The following is a 15,902-nucleotide window of genomic DNA, read 5'->3' on the forward strand; positions in this document are numbered from 1 at the left end:
TTTATGTCGGGGGGAAGGCGATTCTAGCACGCGCGCTGACGTGCTTTCGTGAGCGTCTCCAGCGCGGTCGCGAAGTCGTAGTTCTCGATCGCCGTGGCGATACGCGCGAAATCCTCGCCGAAGGCCGCGTGCAGCAAGCCCTCGTTTTCGGCGAGGCAACGGGCGCTGGCGAAGTCGTCGTTGGCGAGCAGTTCGGCGAGCCGGGTGCAGACCGGGCGTAGTGCTGCTTCGTCGATCGCTATCGGGGTTGCTACGGCGCCACTCGGCGCCTGCGGTAAGCAGGCGCTCAGCGCTTCGATCAGCACGGCGAGCGCGGTGACGGTCTGCGCCTGCAGTTTTTCCAGCAGCACCGTCGGCGCGCGGTTGTGGATCGCGTGCTCGAGTTGTTCGGCCAGCGAGCGGACGTCACCGGCGCCGATCTGCGCGGCGACGCCCTTGAGCGTGTGCGCGAGTCGTTCGGCAACGGCGAGGTCGCCGCCAGCGAGCGCTTGCGCGATGCGCGCCGGCGCGTCGGCCTGCCCGGCGACGAACTTCGCCAGCAGTCCGAGGTAGAGCGCCTCGCGGCCCAGCGCGAGGCGAAGCCCCTGCTTCGCGTCGAGGCCGGTGACCTCGCTGAGCGACTGGATCGCGAGTCCCGGCGTCGCGGTTTCCGGCTGCGCAATGGGCTTCGGCTGCGCTGCGTCCTCCGGCGCGACCGGAGGTACTTGCGGCGCCTTCACCCAGTGCAGCAGCTTGTCGCCGAGGTCCTTCGGGTCGATCGGCTTGGCGATGTGGTCGTTCATGCCGGCTTCGAGGCAGCGCTCGCGGTCGCCTGCCATCGCGTTGGCGGTCATCGCCAGGATCGGCAGTTCGGCGAGGCGCTCGATCCTGCGTATCGCCCGCGTCGCGGCGATCCCGTCCATCACCGGCATCTGCATGTCCATGAGCACGACGTCGTACGCGTTCTGCTGCACCTTGGCCAGCGCGACCGAGCCGTCGCCGGCGACATCGACGACTAAACCCATCTCGCGCAGGAGTTCGGTCGCCACTTCCTGGTTGAGATCGTTGTCTTCGACGAGCAGTGCGCGGGCGCCGGCAAGGACGGAAACATCGGGGCCTGCGGGCGTCTCCGGCTGGTCGGAGGGACGGGCCCCGGCCCTGCCGCCGAGCAGACGCAGCACGCTGTTGAACAGCAGCGAAGGGCTCACCGGCTTGACCAGGATCTCATCGACCCCCGCCTGCGCGGCGGAACCGACCCGCTCGTCGTGTCCGTAGGCGGTGACCAGCAACACCAGCGGTGGCTTGGCGAGCTGCAGGCGACGTATCTCGGCGGCGGTGGCGACGCCGTCCATTCCCGGCATCTTCCAGTCGAGGAAGACGACCTCGTAGGCTTCGCCGGAGGCGGCGGCGCGGCTGACTTCGGCGAGCGCCTCGGGGCCGGAAGCAAGCGCCTTGACGACGAAGCTCATGCTGGAGAGCATGTGCGCGAGTACCTCGCGCGCGTAGTCGTTGTCGTCGACGACCAGCACCCGTCGTCCGCGCAGGTCGGGGTGCGGCAGGAAGCGCGGCGTCGTCTGCTTGCCGCGCCCCAGACGCGCGGTGAACCAGAAGGTCGAACCGACTCCGGGGGTGCTGTCGACGCCGACCTCGCCGCCCATCAACTCGGTCAGGCGCTTGGCGATCGCGAGGCCGAGACCGGTGCCGCCGTACTGGCGCGTGGTCGAGTTGTCGGCCTGCTGAAAACTCTGGAACAGCGAGGCGCGCTGCTCGGCGCTGATGCCGATGCCGGTATCGCGCACCGAGAAACGCAGCAGCAGTTGATCGTCGCCTTGCTCGGCGACCGCGACTTCGATGCCGATTTCACCCTTTTCGGTGAATTTGACCGCGTTGTTGGTGTAGTTGATCAGCACCTGGCCGATGCGCAAGGGGTCGCCGACGAGTTCGTTCGGCACGTCGTCGGCGATGTCGATCACGAGTTCGAGACCCTTGCTGGCGATCTTCTCGGCGTTGAGGCCGGCGACGTTGTCGAGCACCCGCTCCAGATCGAACTCGATCCGCTCGACCGCCATCTTGCCGGCCTCGATCTTCGAGAAGTCGAGGATGTCGTTGATGACCCCGAGCAGATGCTGGCTGGAGCGCTGGATCTTCAGCAGGTATTCGCGTTGGCGCGGCAGCGGATCGGTGTTGAGCGCGAGGTGCGTCATGCCGATGATCGCGTTCATCGGCGTCCTGATCTCGTGGCTCATGTTGGCGAGGAAGTCTGCCTTGGCTTTGGCGGCCGTCTCGGCGACCGCGCGCGCGTGCGCCAGTTCGGCGATGGCGGCGCGCTCGGCGGTGATGTCGTCGATGATCAACACCGCTCCGCGCTCCGGATCGTTCGCGTCGACCGCGTGCCCGCTCATCCGCGCCCAGAACAGGGTGCCGTCGCGGTGAACCAGTTGGTGCTCGCGCCGGTGCGTCTCGCCCTGCCACATTTCTTCGTAGGCCGAGGCGCCGCTCGCTTGCCAGGCCGCTTCGTCGGGATACCAGACCCGGGTCGGCTGGCCGACCAGTTCGCCGGGCGGCCAGCCGAAAATTTCGTGCAGTTTCTGGTTGCCGCGTACCAGGATGCGGTTCTTCAGCAAGGCGATTCCCGAGCTGGCGGAATCGAAGATCGCCTGCTGTTCGGCGTAAGCCAGGCGCAAGGCCTCGGCGGCAGCGCGCGACGCGCTGATGTCCTCGACGATGCTGACGACGCCCTTGCCGAAATCGGCAGGATCGATCGCGCGGCTCGACATCCGCGCCCAGAAGGTGCTCCCGTCCTTGCGCCGGACCAGGAATTCCCTGACGTCCGTCTCGCCGCGTGCGAATCTTTCGTAGGCTTCGCTGCCGACCGTCCGCCAGACCTCGGGGTCGGCATACAGTTTCTGGTTCGGCTGGCCGATCAACTCGCCTTCGCCATAGCCGGTCAGTTCCGCGAAACCATGGTTGCATTCCTCGATGACGCGCTTGCGGATCACCAGGATGCCGGTGCTTGCGGTATTGAAGATCGTCTGCAGGCGTTCGCTGGCGCTGCGCAGCGATTCGTTCAAGGCGTCGAGCTCGGCGGTTCGTTCTTCGACGCGCAGCTCGAGGTTGCGGCGATGCTCTTCGAGTTGCCGCTCGACGCTGCGCTGCTCGGTCACGTCGATGCCCAGAGATAGCGAGATCCATTCGCCTTCCGGGCTGACCATTAAGCTGTTGCGCCAGGCAATCGTCCGCGGCTCGCCCGCGCGGTTCCAGATGGCATTTTCTATTTCCGAGGGCGCCTCGCCGCCCGCCACTGCCTGCTCGAACGCCTTCAGCGTGCCGGCATCGGGATCGCGCAGCAAGTTCGTCGCAAACCAGTTCTGGCCGAGCATCTCGCTGCGGGCGAAACCGGTGATCTGCTCGGCCTGCGCATTGAAGATCAGCACGCGCCCCTGCGCGTCGAGACCGAGCACCATCACGTTCGCGTTTTCGACCAGTTGCTCGGCGAACTCCTTGGCGTGACGCAGGCTTTCGACCAGCGCCTTGCGTTCGCTGATGTCGCGCGCCGAGCAATACACGAACGCTTCGCCGGCGATCTCGATGCCGCGGATGACGAGCTCGACGTCGATCGACTCGCTGCCGGCACGGCGGAAGCGGGTTTCGCGGGTGGATTCACTGGCGCCGGCGTTTCGCATCGCCGCGAGCAGTTCGTCGAGCTCGCCTGCCGCGATCCAGTCGCCGAGCTGCAGTGTCACGGCGCTGGCCGGATCGCGGCCGAGCATGCGGTAGAAAGCGTCGTTGGCCTCGCGCAGCTTGCCGTCACGGTCGAGCACATGCACGCCGTCGGCGGAGGTGCGCAGCAGTTCCTCGTAACGCAGTTCCTGCCGGCTGCGCCTTGCCTGTTCGCTGCGGTAGTTGTTGATCGCCAGCAGCACGCCGCCGGCGAGCAGGAGCAGCGCGAGTCCCGCGTAGATCGCGGCGGTCCTGCGCCATGGCGTGAGCACCTGGTCCTTGTCCACCCCGCTCACGACATAGACCGGGAAGTCCCCGACGCGCCGATAGCTGTAGATCCGCTCGATCCCGTCGACCGGACTGAGCAGGGTGAAGGTGCCGCTCGCCGGCGACGCCGCCACCTGAAGCTGCAGCTGTGTGGAGAGCACGGGCTTGCCGATCAGCTCCGGCGCCGCCGGCGCACGCGCGATCAGCACGAAATCCGCGTTGAGCAGCGAGATCGAATCCTCGGCCCCGAGTCTCGGCGCTGCACCTTTCTGACCGCGCGCGGCGCCGCTGAAGGCACTCGTCAGCCATTCGCTCGGCAGCGAGCTCTGCACGATGCCGCGGAAGTTTCCCTGCGCGTCGCGCACGCCGCGGCTGAACACCAGCGTCCACACGCCGGCGACGCGCGAAAAGATGGGGCCTTCGACGAAGGCTCCCCGCGCTGCTTCGCTACGGTGCACGCGGAAATATTGGCGGTCGGCGATGTTGGCGCTGGACAGCTGCCCGCTCGCGTCGAAGACGTAGTTGCCGTACTCGTCGGCGATGCGCAGGCTGAGGATGCCGGGAACGCGACCGAGCAGGCGCCCGAGCGTCGGGTTCAATTCGCTCGCGGCCATCCCCTTGCCGGCGAGGTGATTCTCGTAGTGATACTTCGCTTCCTGCACGATCAGGTCGACCTTGCCGACCGACGCGAGCAACTCCTGTTCGAGGACACGCGCAAACGCCGCGTTGATCTTCCCCGCATTGTCGAGCTCGCGCTGGTAGGCGGACCTGAGTTCCACCGCCAGCATCGTCCCGAGCAGCAGGACGATGCCGATCGTCAGCGCCGCGAAGAAACCCGGCCGGGTATTGGTCGCGCTGGCGTCGCTGTGCGTGAAGCCTCGTGGGCGCATGGTCTGCAGACTACCGGGCAGGGGGCGGCGTTGCCCACGTGTGTCGCCTGCGCAAGTCGCTGGCCACGGTGTCCTGCCTCAGCCGCCGAAGCCCGGCTTATCCTTCATGAACGCCTTGCATTTCATGTCGGTTTCGGTCAGGTGATGGTTCAGGTATTCGCTGACGATCCGTTCCAGTCCGGCCCGGTCCGGATGATTCTGCGTTCCCTGATAGCAAACCTCGGTCACCAGTTCGAGATAGGCGGCATGTTCCGCTTTGTGCTCGTCCAGGGTCGGGCAGTGGTTGCGCGCGAGCACCTGCTCCTCGTCGGCAAAGTGTTTGCGCGCCAAGTCGGCGAGGTCGTTGAGGACGACATGAAACTGCGCCATTGAAGAATTTTCCTTGAGCAGGCCCAAGGCCTGCTCGCCGAGCAGCAACAGGCGCCGGTGCTGATCGTCGATCTGGCGGTTGCCGACGCAGAGCTCCGGATTCCATTTGGGTAGGGAGGACAAGATTTTCTCCGTCTCGATCGGGCGCGTGCAGTTGCATGCACGGAACAAGCCAATGGGGTAAGCTGATGCGATTGCCAAGGTGTGCCGGGATCGCGGCGACGTGCGACGAGGGGCGCGCTAGCAGTCCTTTCGTCAGGTCAAGCCGTAGCGGCATCGTGACGAACGCAACTCGCCATGGCCGAAGTATAGCTTGCCTTCGTCATTTGATGGCATGGGCATTTTCGGCGCAGGGGAGGCTGCCCAAGCGCTGGTCGGGGATGACGGGCCCGGCCGAGTCCGAACCAGGCCGGACAGCGCGGATGCGAGCGTCGGTAGCGGACCGAATCCGCGCTGCGGGCGACCTCAGTCGAGGCCGCGCAGGGACTTCAGGAAGGTCGGGGCGTCCTGGTAGCCGACGACGCGGCGGCCGGCGATCTCCTTGCCGCTGCGGTCGAAGAAGATGATCCCGGGCGGGCCGTAGAGCTGGAAACGCTTGAGCAGTGCGGCGTCGTCGGCGCTGTTGGCGGTGACGTCGGCCTGCAGCAGCAACCAGCCGGAGAGGCGTTCGTGCACGCGCGGGTCGGCAAAGCTGTCGCGCTCCATCTCCTTGCAGGTGATGCACCAGTCGGCGTAGAAGTCGAGCATTGCCGGCTGGCCGCGCGCGGCGGCCTCGGCCAGCCGCGCGTCGAGTTCGGCGTTCGACGCGACGCGGACGAAGGGCAGGCGCGGCGCCTCGGCGACGCTGCCGCGCAGCCCGGCGAGCGGCTGCCAGGGATCGCGTGCCCCCGACAGCGCGCCGACGACGAGTGCCACCCCGTAGAGCAGCAGCACCAGTGCCGCGCCCTTGGCGACGCGCTTCCCGCCCCTGGCGTGCGCCGGCAGCGGGTCGAGCGCGTGCAGGTAGACCGCCGGGACGATCAGCAGCACGCCCCAGGCGGCGAGCGAGGCCGACGGCGGCAGCAGCGGCGAAACGAGCCAGACGGCGACACCGAGCAGGATCACCCCGAAGGCCTTGTTGACCAGGACCATCCACGGTCCCGCCTTCGGCAGCAGCGTGCCGGCGGAAAGCCCGACCGCCAGCAGCGGCACGCCCATGCCGAGCGCCATCGCGAACAGCGCGGCGCCGCCGAGCAGCGCGTCGCCGGTCTGGCCGATGTAGAGCAGGGCGCCGGCGAGCGGCGCGGCGACGCAGGGGCCGACGATCAGCGCCGAGAGCGCGCCCATCGCCGCGACGCCCGGCAGCGAGCCGCCACGCAGGTGACTGGCCTCCGCCGAGGCGCGACTCTGCAGCGCGCTCGGCAGCTGCAGCTCGTAGAAGCCGAACATCGCGCCGGCGAGGACGACGAAGATCAGCGCGAAGCCGCCGAGCGCCCACGGCGTCTGCAGCGCCGTCGACAGCAGCGTCCCGGTCAAGCCGGCGGCGACGCCGGCAGCGGCATAGGTGACGGCCATGCCGAGGACGTAGGCGAGCGAGAGCGCGAAGGCGCGTCCGCGCGAGGTCGGCCGGCCTGCAGCGGCGCCCTTGGCGCGGCTGCCGACGATGATTCCGGAGAGGATCGGCAGCATCGGCAGCATGCACGGCGTCAGCGCGAGCAGCAGGCCGAAACCGAAGAAGCTCGCGAGGATCGCCCAGAACGAGGCGCCGCGCAGCAGCTCGGCGATGCGTCCCGACTCGTCGCCGCCATCATCGTTGGCGGTGGCGAGCGCCTGGCCGTCACCGGGTGCCGGCGGCGGCAGTTCGAGCGTCAGCACCTGCTGCTGCGGCGGATAGCAGATGCCGGCCTCGGCGCAGCCCTGCGAGGTGACTGCGAGCGTGATCGGCTGGGCGCCGGACGCGCTGCGCTCGACCGGGAGCAGGATCCTCGCCTCGCGGAAATAGACCTCGACGCGGCCGAAGGTTTCATCGACCTTCTCCTTCCCGGGCGGCAGGCGCGCTGGCCCGAGGGTGACGCTCTCCGGCGACGCCTTGAAGCGCAGCTTGTCGCGGTAGAGGTAATAACCGCGCGCGATCTCGAAGCGTACCTCGATCGTGCCGCCGTCGAGCGCACGCGCGCTCGGCTTGAAGGCCACTGCCGGGTCGAGGAATTCCTGTGCGCCGGCGGTGACGGCGACGAACAGCAGCGTGCACAGGACGGCGACGAAGCGCGCGGCGCGCAGCAGCAAGGACGGGCAGGCGACGCTCATGCCGCGGGCTCGCCGGTGCTGCCCGGCCGCGTTTCGGCGACGATCCAGTCGAGGTAGGCGGTATCGCCGGCGACGATCGGCAGCGCGATCAGTTCGGGGACGGCGTAGGGGTGGCGTTCGCGGATCGCCGTCGCCAGTTCCTCGTAGCGGTCGGCGGCGGTCTTGATCATGAGCGGCACTTCGTCGGCCTGCTCGACCGCGCCCTGCCAGCGGTAGACCGAGCGGCAGGGCGCCTGGATGCTGACGCAGGCGGCGAGCCGGCGCTCGACGAGATGCGCGGCGAGCGCCGCGGCGCTGTCCCGGTCGGGCAGCGTGGTGAGGACGATGAGCGAAGTCATGCGCCGGATTCTACCGCGGTCGCTGCTCCGCCACGGCAACGCGGAGTGCCGTGGGAGCGGCGGCAGCCGCGAATGTGGCAAGCGCCGCGTTGGCAGCACCGCGCCGGCAACACCGCTTCGATCTTCACTCGCGCCAGGCGCGCAGCACCAGGTCGCGGATCAGGTGCAGGCGGCGATGGAAGAAGTGGTCGGCGCCGGGGATGACGACCACCGGCAGGTCGATCGGCTCGGCCCAGGCGAGCACGTTGGCGAGCGGCACCGTCTCGTCGCGCGAACCGTGGATGACCAGGGTGTCGGGCGGAACGGCGCCGGTGTCGTAGCTGCGTGCGCCCTCGATGTGGCCGGCGGCGGTGCCGACCAGCGCCATGTGCCGCGGCGGCCGGGAGGCGTCGGCGAGCGCGCGTGCGACGCGTGTCTGCACGTAGGCGCCGAAGGAGAAACCGGCCAGCGCGACCGGTAGATCGCCCCAGCGTTGCCTCGCCCAGGCGAGCAGCGCGAGCATGTCCTCGCTCTCGCCGCGCCCCTCGTCGTGGCTGCCTGCGCTCTGGCCGACGCCACGGAAGTTCGGACGCAGGGCGACATGGCCGAGCTTCACCGCGGCGCGCGCCAGCGTATACACGACCTTGTTGTTGTTGGCGCCGCCGAACAGCGGGTGCGGATGAGCGATGAGCGCGATGCCGCGCGGCGTTCCTGCCGGCAACTCGACGATCGTCTCGATCGCCCCGGCCGGCCCCGGGACGAGCAGGGTTTCGCTGGCGGTGTTCATCGGCGGACGAGGCGTTCGACGACGCGACCGCCGATCAGGTGTTCCTGGATGATGGCTTCCAGGTCGTCGTTGTTCCGGTAGCTGTACCAGACCGCTTCGGGGTAGACCACGAGCGCCGGGGCGATCTCGCAGCGGCCGAGGCAGCCGGCACGGCTCACCCTGACCTGGCCCGGTCCGGACAGCTTGAGCGCGGCGACCCTGTCCTTGGTCCAGGCGAAGGCGTCGCTGGCGCCGTGCGCGTTGCAGCTGTCCTGGCCGCCTTCACGCTGGTTGCAGCAGAAGAAGAGGTGGTGTTTGAAGTAGCTCATGTTCGTCGGCGCGCGGGTGCGCAAGGAGGGTGACCGTGCTGATTATCACCGATTCGCGACGTCAGCGCCGCGGTCGGGCGCTGAGGATGAGGTAGGGCAGCGCGACGTACGGCCACAGACTCGCCGCAATCCGCGTCAGTCCGTTGAAGTTGAAGAAGTGCCCCTGTTGCCAGGTGGCGAGCGCCGCTGCCGAGTAGGGATTGGCCGGCGCCATGTTGACCATGGCTGCGCCGGCCATCAGTGCCAGCGCGGCGAGCGCGGTGCGCAGCGTCGCCGGCAGCAGCAGCGCCAGCGCGAGCAGCACGCCGCCGACCGCGAGCCCGAGTCCGGCGCCGGGAGTGAGCCAGGCCAGCGCATCCTGCGGCAGCGCCAGCAGCGCGGCGCCGAGCGTGCGCACGGTCAGTGCGAGCAGGATGAAGCAGAACAGCACCGCGCCGGTCGGCACGTGCTGGGTGATCAGCGCGCGCGCGAACAGGCCGATCGCCAGCAGGTTGCAGGCGGTGATGGCCGCTTCGATGAGGAAGAACGAGTCGGCGGCGTAGGGGACCGCCGGCTTCAGTTCGAGCAACTGGCGCAGGTCGCCGCTGCCGAACAGCTGCGTCTCCGGCGAAACCTGGGTCAGCAGCCAGACGCCGAGCAGGACGACGCCGAGCTCGGCGTGTGCGGCGTCGGCGAGGAGATTGCGCAGGAGGGCGCTGCGCCGTCCGATCGACTCGCCGAAGGCGAGCGCGAGCAGCGCACCGCACAGGGCACCGAGCGTGTTGCAAGCGAGATCGACGTTCGACGGAACGCGCGCCGGCAGCCAGTTCTGCGCGCTCTCGAGGCCGAAACTGAGCAGCGCGCCGGCGGCGACGGCGAGCAGGGCAGCGAGCGCGGCCGGCATGCGGCGGCGCCAGGCGCGCGTGAGCAGGAGTCCGAGCGGCAGGTAGGCGAGCACGTTCACCGCCAGGTCGAAGCCGGTCCAGTAGCGCGGCCAGCTGCCCTCGAGAAACGCGAACGGCGACAGGCCGAGGTCGCGCCAGCCGCGAAAGGGATGCAGGCTGGCATAGACGATCAACGCCGCGTAGGCGAGCGCGAGATAGCTGGCCAGCGCGCCGCTTGCAGTGGCCGTTCCCGCAGCGGAGGCACCCGCCGCGCGTCGGCGTTGCGGCCGCCGCACGGCCTCGGTGGCGACGCGGGTGCTGGCGGCGGAGTCGGCAGGAGGGCGAGGTGGGCGGGACTTCATGTGCTCACGATTCTAACCGCCGCTGCCCGCTCCGGCCATGCGCTCGCGGCGACTCCTTGCCGCCGGCTAAGCCGAGCGGCGACGGCAGGGGCGCGCTCGCCGTCCTTCACTCCAGCGGGCTGTAGGGAATCTTCAGCACGCGTTCGAAGAGTTCGGGCTGGTCCGGCTTGGGCAGCGGCGAGGATTTGCGGATGGCGCGTTCGACGGCCTCGTCGAGCGCCTTGTTGCCGCTCGAAACGAGCACGCGCACCGAGATGACCTCGCCCGACGGCAGTTGCGTGGCCTCGAAGACGGCCTTCGGGTTGCCCTGGATTCCTGGCGGCAGGACGATGTTGCCGCGGATCTTGCCGCGTACCTTGCCGATGTAGTCGGCGAGTCCGCGCGTGCGCGCGGCGGAGGCCTGTTCCGCCTGCAGTTCGTTGAGCTGGCGCGCCTCGGCGCTGGCGCGCTCCTGCGCGCGGCGCAGTTCCTGCTGGCGTTCGAGCTGTTTGCGCTCGCGCTCGGCTTCGGCGAAGACGTCGCGACGCGGCTCCGGCTTCGCTTCGGGCTTGGTTTCGGGCTTCTTCGGCTCGGGCTTCTTTTCTTCCTTCTTCTTCTCGTCCTTGAGCGCGATGTCCGGTTTGACCGGCGCCTTCACCTCGGGCTTCGGCTCCGGTTTCGGCGCGGGCTTCGGCTCCGGTCTCGGCTCAGGACGCGCTGCCGGCCTGGGCGCCGGCGGTGTCACGGCTGGCGCATCGCGCCAGACCTCGACGGCGACCGACGCCGGCTGCTGGCTCTTCCAGCTGACGCCGAGCACCAGCGCGCCGATCAGCAGCAGATGGACGGCGATTGCGAGCAACAGCGCCTTGCGCTTGCCGGGCTCCGGACGCTCGCCGCCGCGGCGCTCGGGCAGCACGGCAGCAGCAGCGGCCGATGCGGAGGCCTTGTCCGCGACGGTCGCCGCCGGCGGGGGTGGAGGGAGCGGTGGGGCGCTGGCCATGGCTGACTCGAAGCGCGGCCTACTTGCCGGTCGGCTGCACGAGCAGACCGATACGCTTGATTTGCCGGCGCTGCAACTCGTCCATGACGGCGAGCACGGCTTCGTAGCGGACCGTCTTGTCGCCGGCGATCAGCACCGGTCGTTCCGGATCGCCGTTCTGCGCGGCGAGGACGGCGTCGGCGAGCTCGCTGCGAGCGAGCTCGCGCTCCTTGCCGCCGCTCGCGCGGTCATGCAGCGCGAGCGAGCCGTCGGCGCGGATCGTCACGTCGATCGGCTGCGCCGGCGGTTGCGCTGCCTGCCCGACCGAGGGCAGGTCGATGCTCGCGGTGGTCATCATCGGTGCGGTGACCATGAAGATCACCAGCAGCACGAGCATCACGTCGATGTACGGGACGACGTTGATCTCGTTCTTCAAGCGACGCGGACGCATTCAGAGGCTCCGGAAAGGCGGCGCAACCAAGCGTTCGGCAGTGCCGGTCGCGGCGGCAGGCGAGAGGGCAGGCATTGCCGGCTTCATCGCATCTGCCGCTGCAGGATGTTGGAGAACTCCTCCATGAACGACTCGAAGCGCGTGGACAGCCGGTCGATCTCGTGCGCGAAGCGGTTGTAGGCGAGCACCGCCGGGATCGCCGCGAACAGGCCGATGGCGGTGGCGACCAGCGCTTCGGCGATGCCGGGGGCGACCGAGGCCAGCGTCGCCTGGCCGACGTTCGACAGCCCGCGGAAGGCGTGCATGATCCCCCACACCGTTCCGAACAGGCCGACGTAGGGGCTGACCGAGCCGACCGAAGCGAGGAAGGAGAGATGCGCGTCGATCGCGTCGACTTCGCGCTGGTAGGTCGCGCGCATGGCGCGGCGGGCACCGTCGATCACGTCCTTCGGGTCGAGGTTCTTCTGGCTGCGCAGCTTGGCGAATTCGCGGAAACCCGCCTCGAAGATGCGCTCCATGGCGCCGGCCTGCTCGCGGCGGTGCGCCGCTGCCTCGTACAGTGCATTCAGTTCGCCGCCGCTCCAGAACTGGTGCTCGAAGGCTTCGGTCTCCTGCTTCGCCTTCTTCACCGCGAACCACTTGCGGAAGATGTAGTACCAGGACATGAAGGAGACACCGCCCAGGAGCAGCATCACCACCTGGACGACGGCGCTGGCGTTGAGGACCAGGCTGAGGATCGAGAGGTCTTGCGTGACGTTCATTGCAGCGCTTCCAGTTTGTTGCGTAACAGCGGCGGGATCGCAGTCGCCTTCATCTGCGTCAGGTTGACGCAGGCGATGTGCACGACGCCGGTGACGAGTTCGTCCCAGCCGTCCTTGGCTTCGGGGTTGGCGCGGCGCGCGTGCTGGCGGAAGGTGATCTGCGCGCGGCCGAGCTTCTCGACTTCGAGGCCGATGACGAGCTCGTCGTCGAGGCGTGCGGGCTTCAGGTAATCCACGTCGACCGAGCGGACCATGAAGCCGACGCCCGCGTCGCGCAGCAGTTCCGACTGGTCCTGGCCGACCGAGCGCAGCCACTCGGTGCGGCAGCGCTCGAAATACTTCAGGTAGTTGGCGTAGTAGACGACGCCGCCGGCATCGGTGTCCTCGTAATAGATACGGACCGGGATGGTGAAGGCATTCGGCTTCTGTTCGTGGTGCATGCGCGGGCCTGCTTTCGCGACGTCATGGTTCGGAAAGGCCGGATTCTACTCCAAGGGCTCGGCCCCGGCGGCGGCGTCTTCCTCGAAACGGCGCAGCTTGCGCCACAGCGAGACGCGGTCGATGCCGAGCAGGCGCGCGGCCAGCGCCCGGTTGCCGCCGGCATGGGCGAGCGTGTCGAGGATGTGCCGGCGCTCGATTTCGGCGAGCGGGGCGATCGGCGGCATAGCGCCCTCGGTGCGCGCAGCGGCCTCGCCCGCGGCGCCGGCGGAGTTCTCAGCCGGCGCCGCGGGACTGCCCGTATCCGCCTTCCTGCCCAGGCCGGCCGGCAGCAGGTCGGCGCTCAGCACCGTCCCCGGCGCCAGCGCGACGCCGCGCTCGATCAGGTTTTCGAGTTCGCGGATGTTGCCCGGATAGTCGTGCGCGAGCAGGCGCTCGAAGGTCTCCGGGGCGATCTCGGCGACCGGCTTGCCCATGCGCTGCGCGAAGCGTGCGAGGAAATGCAGCGCCAAGAGCGGGATGTCGCCACGCCGTTCGGCGAGCGGCGGCAGCGCCAGCGTGACCACGTTGAGGCGGAAATAGAGGTCCTGGCGGAAGCGTCCCTCGGCGACGCGCGCCGCCGGGTCGCGGTTGGTCGCGGCGAGGAAGCGCACGTCGGCGGCGATCGGCTGCGTCCCGCCGACGCGGTAGAACTCGCGTTCCTGCAGCACGCGCAAGAGCTTCACCTGCATTGCCGGCGACATCTCGGTCACCTCGTCCAGGAACAGCGTGCCGCCGGCGGCGACCTCGATCAGCCCCGGCTTGGTGCCGTCGGCGCCGGTGAAGGCGCCGCGCTCGTGCCCGAACAGCTCGTTGGCGAGCAGTTCCTCCGACAGCGCGCCGCAGTTGATCGCGACGAACGGCCCCTGCGCGCGGCGGCTGTGCTGGCGCACGTAGCGCGCCAGCACTTCCTTGCCCGACCCGGTCGGACCGACGATCAGCACGTTGCAGTCGGTCGGCGCGATGCCGGCGGCGATGCCGAGCAGCTCGCGCATGGCCGGCGCATTGCCGAGGATCTGCGGCTGCTCGCGGGTCCGTTCCAGCGCCGCCTTCAGGCTCGCGTTCTCGCGTTTCAGGCGCACCTTCTCGGCTGCCTCGCGCACGACCTTGCGCACTTCCGCGAGGCGGAAGGGCTTCTCGATGTAGTAGAAGGCGCCCGCCTTCATCGCCTCGACCGCCGAACCGGCGTTGGCGTGCGCGGTGATGACGATCACCTCGGTGTCGGGACTGCGCCGGCGCGCCTCGCGCAACAGCGCCAGGCCGTCGATCCCCGGCATGCGCAGGTCGGTGAGGACGAGGTCGTAGCGCGCCTCTGCCATCCGTTCGAGCGCGGCCTCGCCGCAGTCGGCGCAGTCGGCGGCAAAACCCTCGCGGCGGAGAACGTGCGCGAGGTTGTTGCGGGCGATTTCCTCGTCGTCGACGACGAGGACGCGCGACGGGTCGATGTTCATGCCTCTGCTTCCTTCCCTTCCTGCCTGGGCACCGTACCGCCGTTCGGGATGAAAACCCTGAAGCGGCAGCCCTTGCCCGGTTCGCTGTCGACGCCGATGCTGCCGCCGTGACGGGCGACGATCTCATGGACGACGAAGAGGCCGAGGCCGACGCCCTTGCCGACCGGCTTCGTCGAAAAGAACGGGTCGAAGACGCGCGCCAGGTCGGCGGCGGCGATTCCGGGACCGTCGTCCTCGACCACGAGCAGCGTTCCCGACTGCGCCGGCTGCTCGGCCGACGCCGGCACTTCGCTGCGCGCCGCGCTGATGCGCACTTGGCCGCCGGCGGACTTGTCGTTGGCTTCGGTCGCTTCGGCGGCATTCTTCAGGAGGTTGAGCAGCACCTGCTGGAAGCGCTGCCGGTCGACCTTCACCGTCAGCCAGGGCGGGATGTCGACCGCGATCCCCGGCACTCGGCCGATCTGGTTGTACAGGAGCGGCAGCGTCTCCCTGACCAGTGCCAGCAGCGGCTCCTCGCGCAGCTCGAATCGGCGGTCGCGCGCGAAATCGAGCAGGTCGCCGACGATCCGCTGCGCGCGCAAGGCCTGGCTGTCGATCGCGGCGAGCAGCGGGCGCGCCGCGTCGGCGTCGAGTTCGTCGATCTCCTCGAGCAGGATCTGGCACGAGGTCGAGATGTTCGACAGCGGGTTGTTCAGCTCGTGGGCGACCCCCGAGAGCATGCCGCCTAGCGCGACCAGCCGCGACGAACGGCCGACCGCCTGCTCGCGTCTTTCGAGTTCGGCGAGGGCGCGGTTGATCGCGTCGGTCAGCGCGGCGACCTCGCGCTCGTCGGAGATGATGTCGATGCGTCCGCCCTCGCCGGCGGCGATCCGCTCCAGCCTCTCCTCGACCCGGCGCAGTGGCCTGGCGACGCTGCGCGCGACGGCGAGGCCGGCGAGCAGCGCCAGCACGATGGCGACCGCGAGCGCGCGCAACAGGTCGCGGTGATGCGCGGCGATCGCCGCGTCGAGCCGCTCGCGCGAGAGCGAGTCGAGCTGTTCGACGAGATTGAGGAGTTCGCCGCCGACCTCGGCGAGGGCCTCGACCGTCTCCGGCGAAGGCCGCGCGCGCCGGTTGGCGGCGTCGAGTTCGCCGAGCAGTTGCCGGTACTGGCGCAGCAACTCACCTTCCTGCGCCTGCTCGCGCCCGGCGCGCGGGATCGGCGGCAGTTGGGCGAACAGGGCGATCGCGCGGTCGGCGCGGTCGATCGCTTCGGCGAGGTCGGCCTTCTTGCGGTAGAGCAGGAAGTTCTTCACCATCCGCCGCGCGTAGCGGATCGAGTCGTGCAGCGCCGTCACCCGCTGCTGCTCGGCGATCTGCTCCTCCAGCCCGCGGAAATGCAGCAGCGCCGACAGCGCCAGCGCGACGAAGAGCAGGCCGGGAATCCCGAAGCCGAGCAGGATCTTGGCGTGCAGGGACTGGAAGCGTTTCATCGTTGAATTGTGAAACATTCAGTTGCAGCTAGCAACGTCCGAGCGTTGAGGGTGGCAACGCCGGGCGCGGAAAAACGTCGTCTTGCCGGCTATTGCTTTCGTCATTAATGAGGCGCCGCCGGGCTTATGACGACCTTTGCGGGCGCCTGGCACGGGATGTGCTTTGAAGGGAGCAGTTCGGCAC

At 68.9% G+C, this 15,902-nt stretch carries 13 protein-coding genes; all 13 read right to left on the bottom strand.

The window, feature by feature from the left end; genetic code table 11:
• Positions 1-23 precede the first annotated feature (23 nt).
• Positions 24-4,856, bottom strand: a complete 4,833-nt coding sequence (locus tag CCR84_RS06990; protein ID WP_201210845.1) for a PAS domain S-box protein — start codon at positions 4,854-4,856, stop codon at positions 24-26.
• Between the two features lie 78 nt (positions 4,857-4,934).
• Positions 4,935-5,348 carry a bacteriohemerythrin gene (locus CCR84_RS06995; protein ID WP_201210847.1) on the bottom strand — a complete coding sequence of 138 codons (414 nt, stop codon included), beginning with the start codon at positions 5,346-5,348 and terminating at the stop codon, positions 4,935-4,937.
• Positions 5,349-5,690: 342 nt separating this feature from the next.
• Positions 5,691-7,511 (bottom strand): protein-disulfide reductase DsbD, encoded by a 1,821-nt coding sequence (dsbD, locus tag CCR84_RS07000; RefSeq protein WP_201210849.1) that lies wholly within the window; start codon positions 7,509-7,511, stop codon positions 5,691-5,693.
• Complete coding sequence (cutA, locus tag CCR84_RS07005) at positions 7,508-7,849, bottom strand: divalent-cation tolerance protein CutA (RefSeq protein ID WP_201210851.1); 342 nt, start codon at positions 7,847-7,849, stop codon at positions 7,508-7,510. The genes dsbD and cutA overlap by 4 nt, the downstream gene beginning before the upstream one ends.
• A 124-nt stretch (positions 7,850-7,973) precedes the next feature.
• Positions 7,974-8,615: an alpha/beta hydrolase gene (locus CCR84_RS07010; RefSeq protein ID WP_201210853.1), complete on the bottom strand. Its 642-nt coding sequence runs from the start codon at positions 8,613-8,615 to the stop codon at positions 7,974-7,976.
• A complete protein-coding gene (locus tag CCR84_RS07015) occupies positions 8,612-8,923 on the bottom strand; it encodes a (2Fe-2S) ferredoxin domain-containing protein (RefSeq protein WP_201210855.1) in 312 nt (103 codons plus the stop codon). The genes CCR84_RS07010 and CCR84_RS07015 overlap by 4 nt, the downstream gene beginning before the upstream one ends.
• A gap of 61 nt (positions 8,924-8,984) precedes the next feature.
• On the bottom strand, positions 8,985-10,148 hold the full coding sequence (locus CCR84_RS07020; protein WP_201210857.1) for a VanZ family protein: 1,164 nt from the start codon (positions 10,146-10,148) through the stop codon (positions 8,985-8,987).
• Between the two features lie 106 nt (positions 10,149-10,254).
• On the bottom strand, positions 10,255-11,127 hold the full coding sequence (locus CCR84_RS07025; RefSeq protein WP_201210859.1) for an energy transducer TonB: 873 nt from the start codon (positions 11,125-11,127) through the stop codon (positions 10,255-10,257).
• A gap of 19 nt (positions 11,128-11,146) precedes the next feature.
• The gene (gene tolR, locus CCR84_RS07030) at positions 11,147-11,557 is read right to left on the bottom strand and encodes a protein TolR (protein ID WP_201210860.1); all 411 of its coding nucleotides are present in this window, start codon (positions 11,555-11,557) and stop codon (positions 11,147-11,149) included.
• Between the two features lie 83 nt (positions 11,558-11,640).
• Entirely contained in the window at positions 11,641-12,318 is a 678-nt protein-coding gene (gene tolQ / locus CCR84_RS07035) for a protein TolQ (RefSeq protein WP_201210861.1), read from the bottom strand.
• Positions 12,315-12,758 carry a tol-pal system-associated acyl-CoA thioesterase gene (ybgC, locus tag CCR84_RS07040; protein WP_201210862.1) on the bottom strand — a complete coding sequence of 148 codons (444 nt, stop codon included), beginning with the start codon at positions 12,756-12,758 and terminating at the stop codon, positions 12,315-12,317. Before ybgC ends, tolQ begins: the two co-directional genes overlap by 4 nt.
• Before the next feature lie 45 nt (positions 12,759-12,803).
• Positions 12,804-14,246 carry a sigma-54-dependent transcriptional regulator gene (locus tag CCR84_RS07045; RefSeq protein WP_207186243.1) on the bottom strand — a complete coding sequence of 481 codons (1,443 nt, stop codon included), beginning with the start codon at positions 14,244-14,246 and terminating at the stop codon, positions 12,804-12,806.
• Positions 14,243-15,718: a sensor histidine kinase gene (locus tag CCR84_RS07050; protein WP_201210863.1), complete on the bottom strand. Its 1,476-nt coding sequence runs from the start codon at positions 15,716-15,718 to the stop codon at positions 14,243-14,245. The genes CCR84_RS07045 and CCR84_RS07050 overlap by 4 nt, the downstream gene beginning before the upstream one ends.
• Between the last annotated feature and the right edge of the window lie 184 nt (positions 15,719-15,902).

Source organism: Rhodocyclus purpureus (genome assembly GCF_016653115.1).
GTDB classification, from domain to species: Bacteria; Pseudomonadota; Gammaproteobacteria; order Burkholderiales; family Rhodocyclaceae; genus Rhodocyclus; species Rhodocyclus purpureus.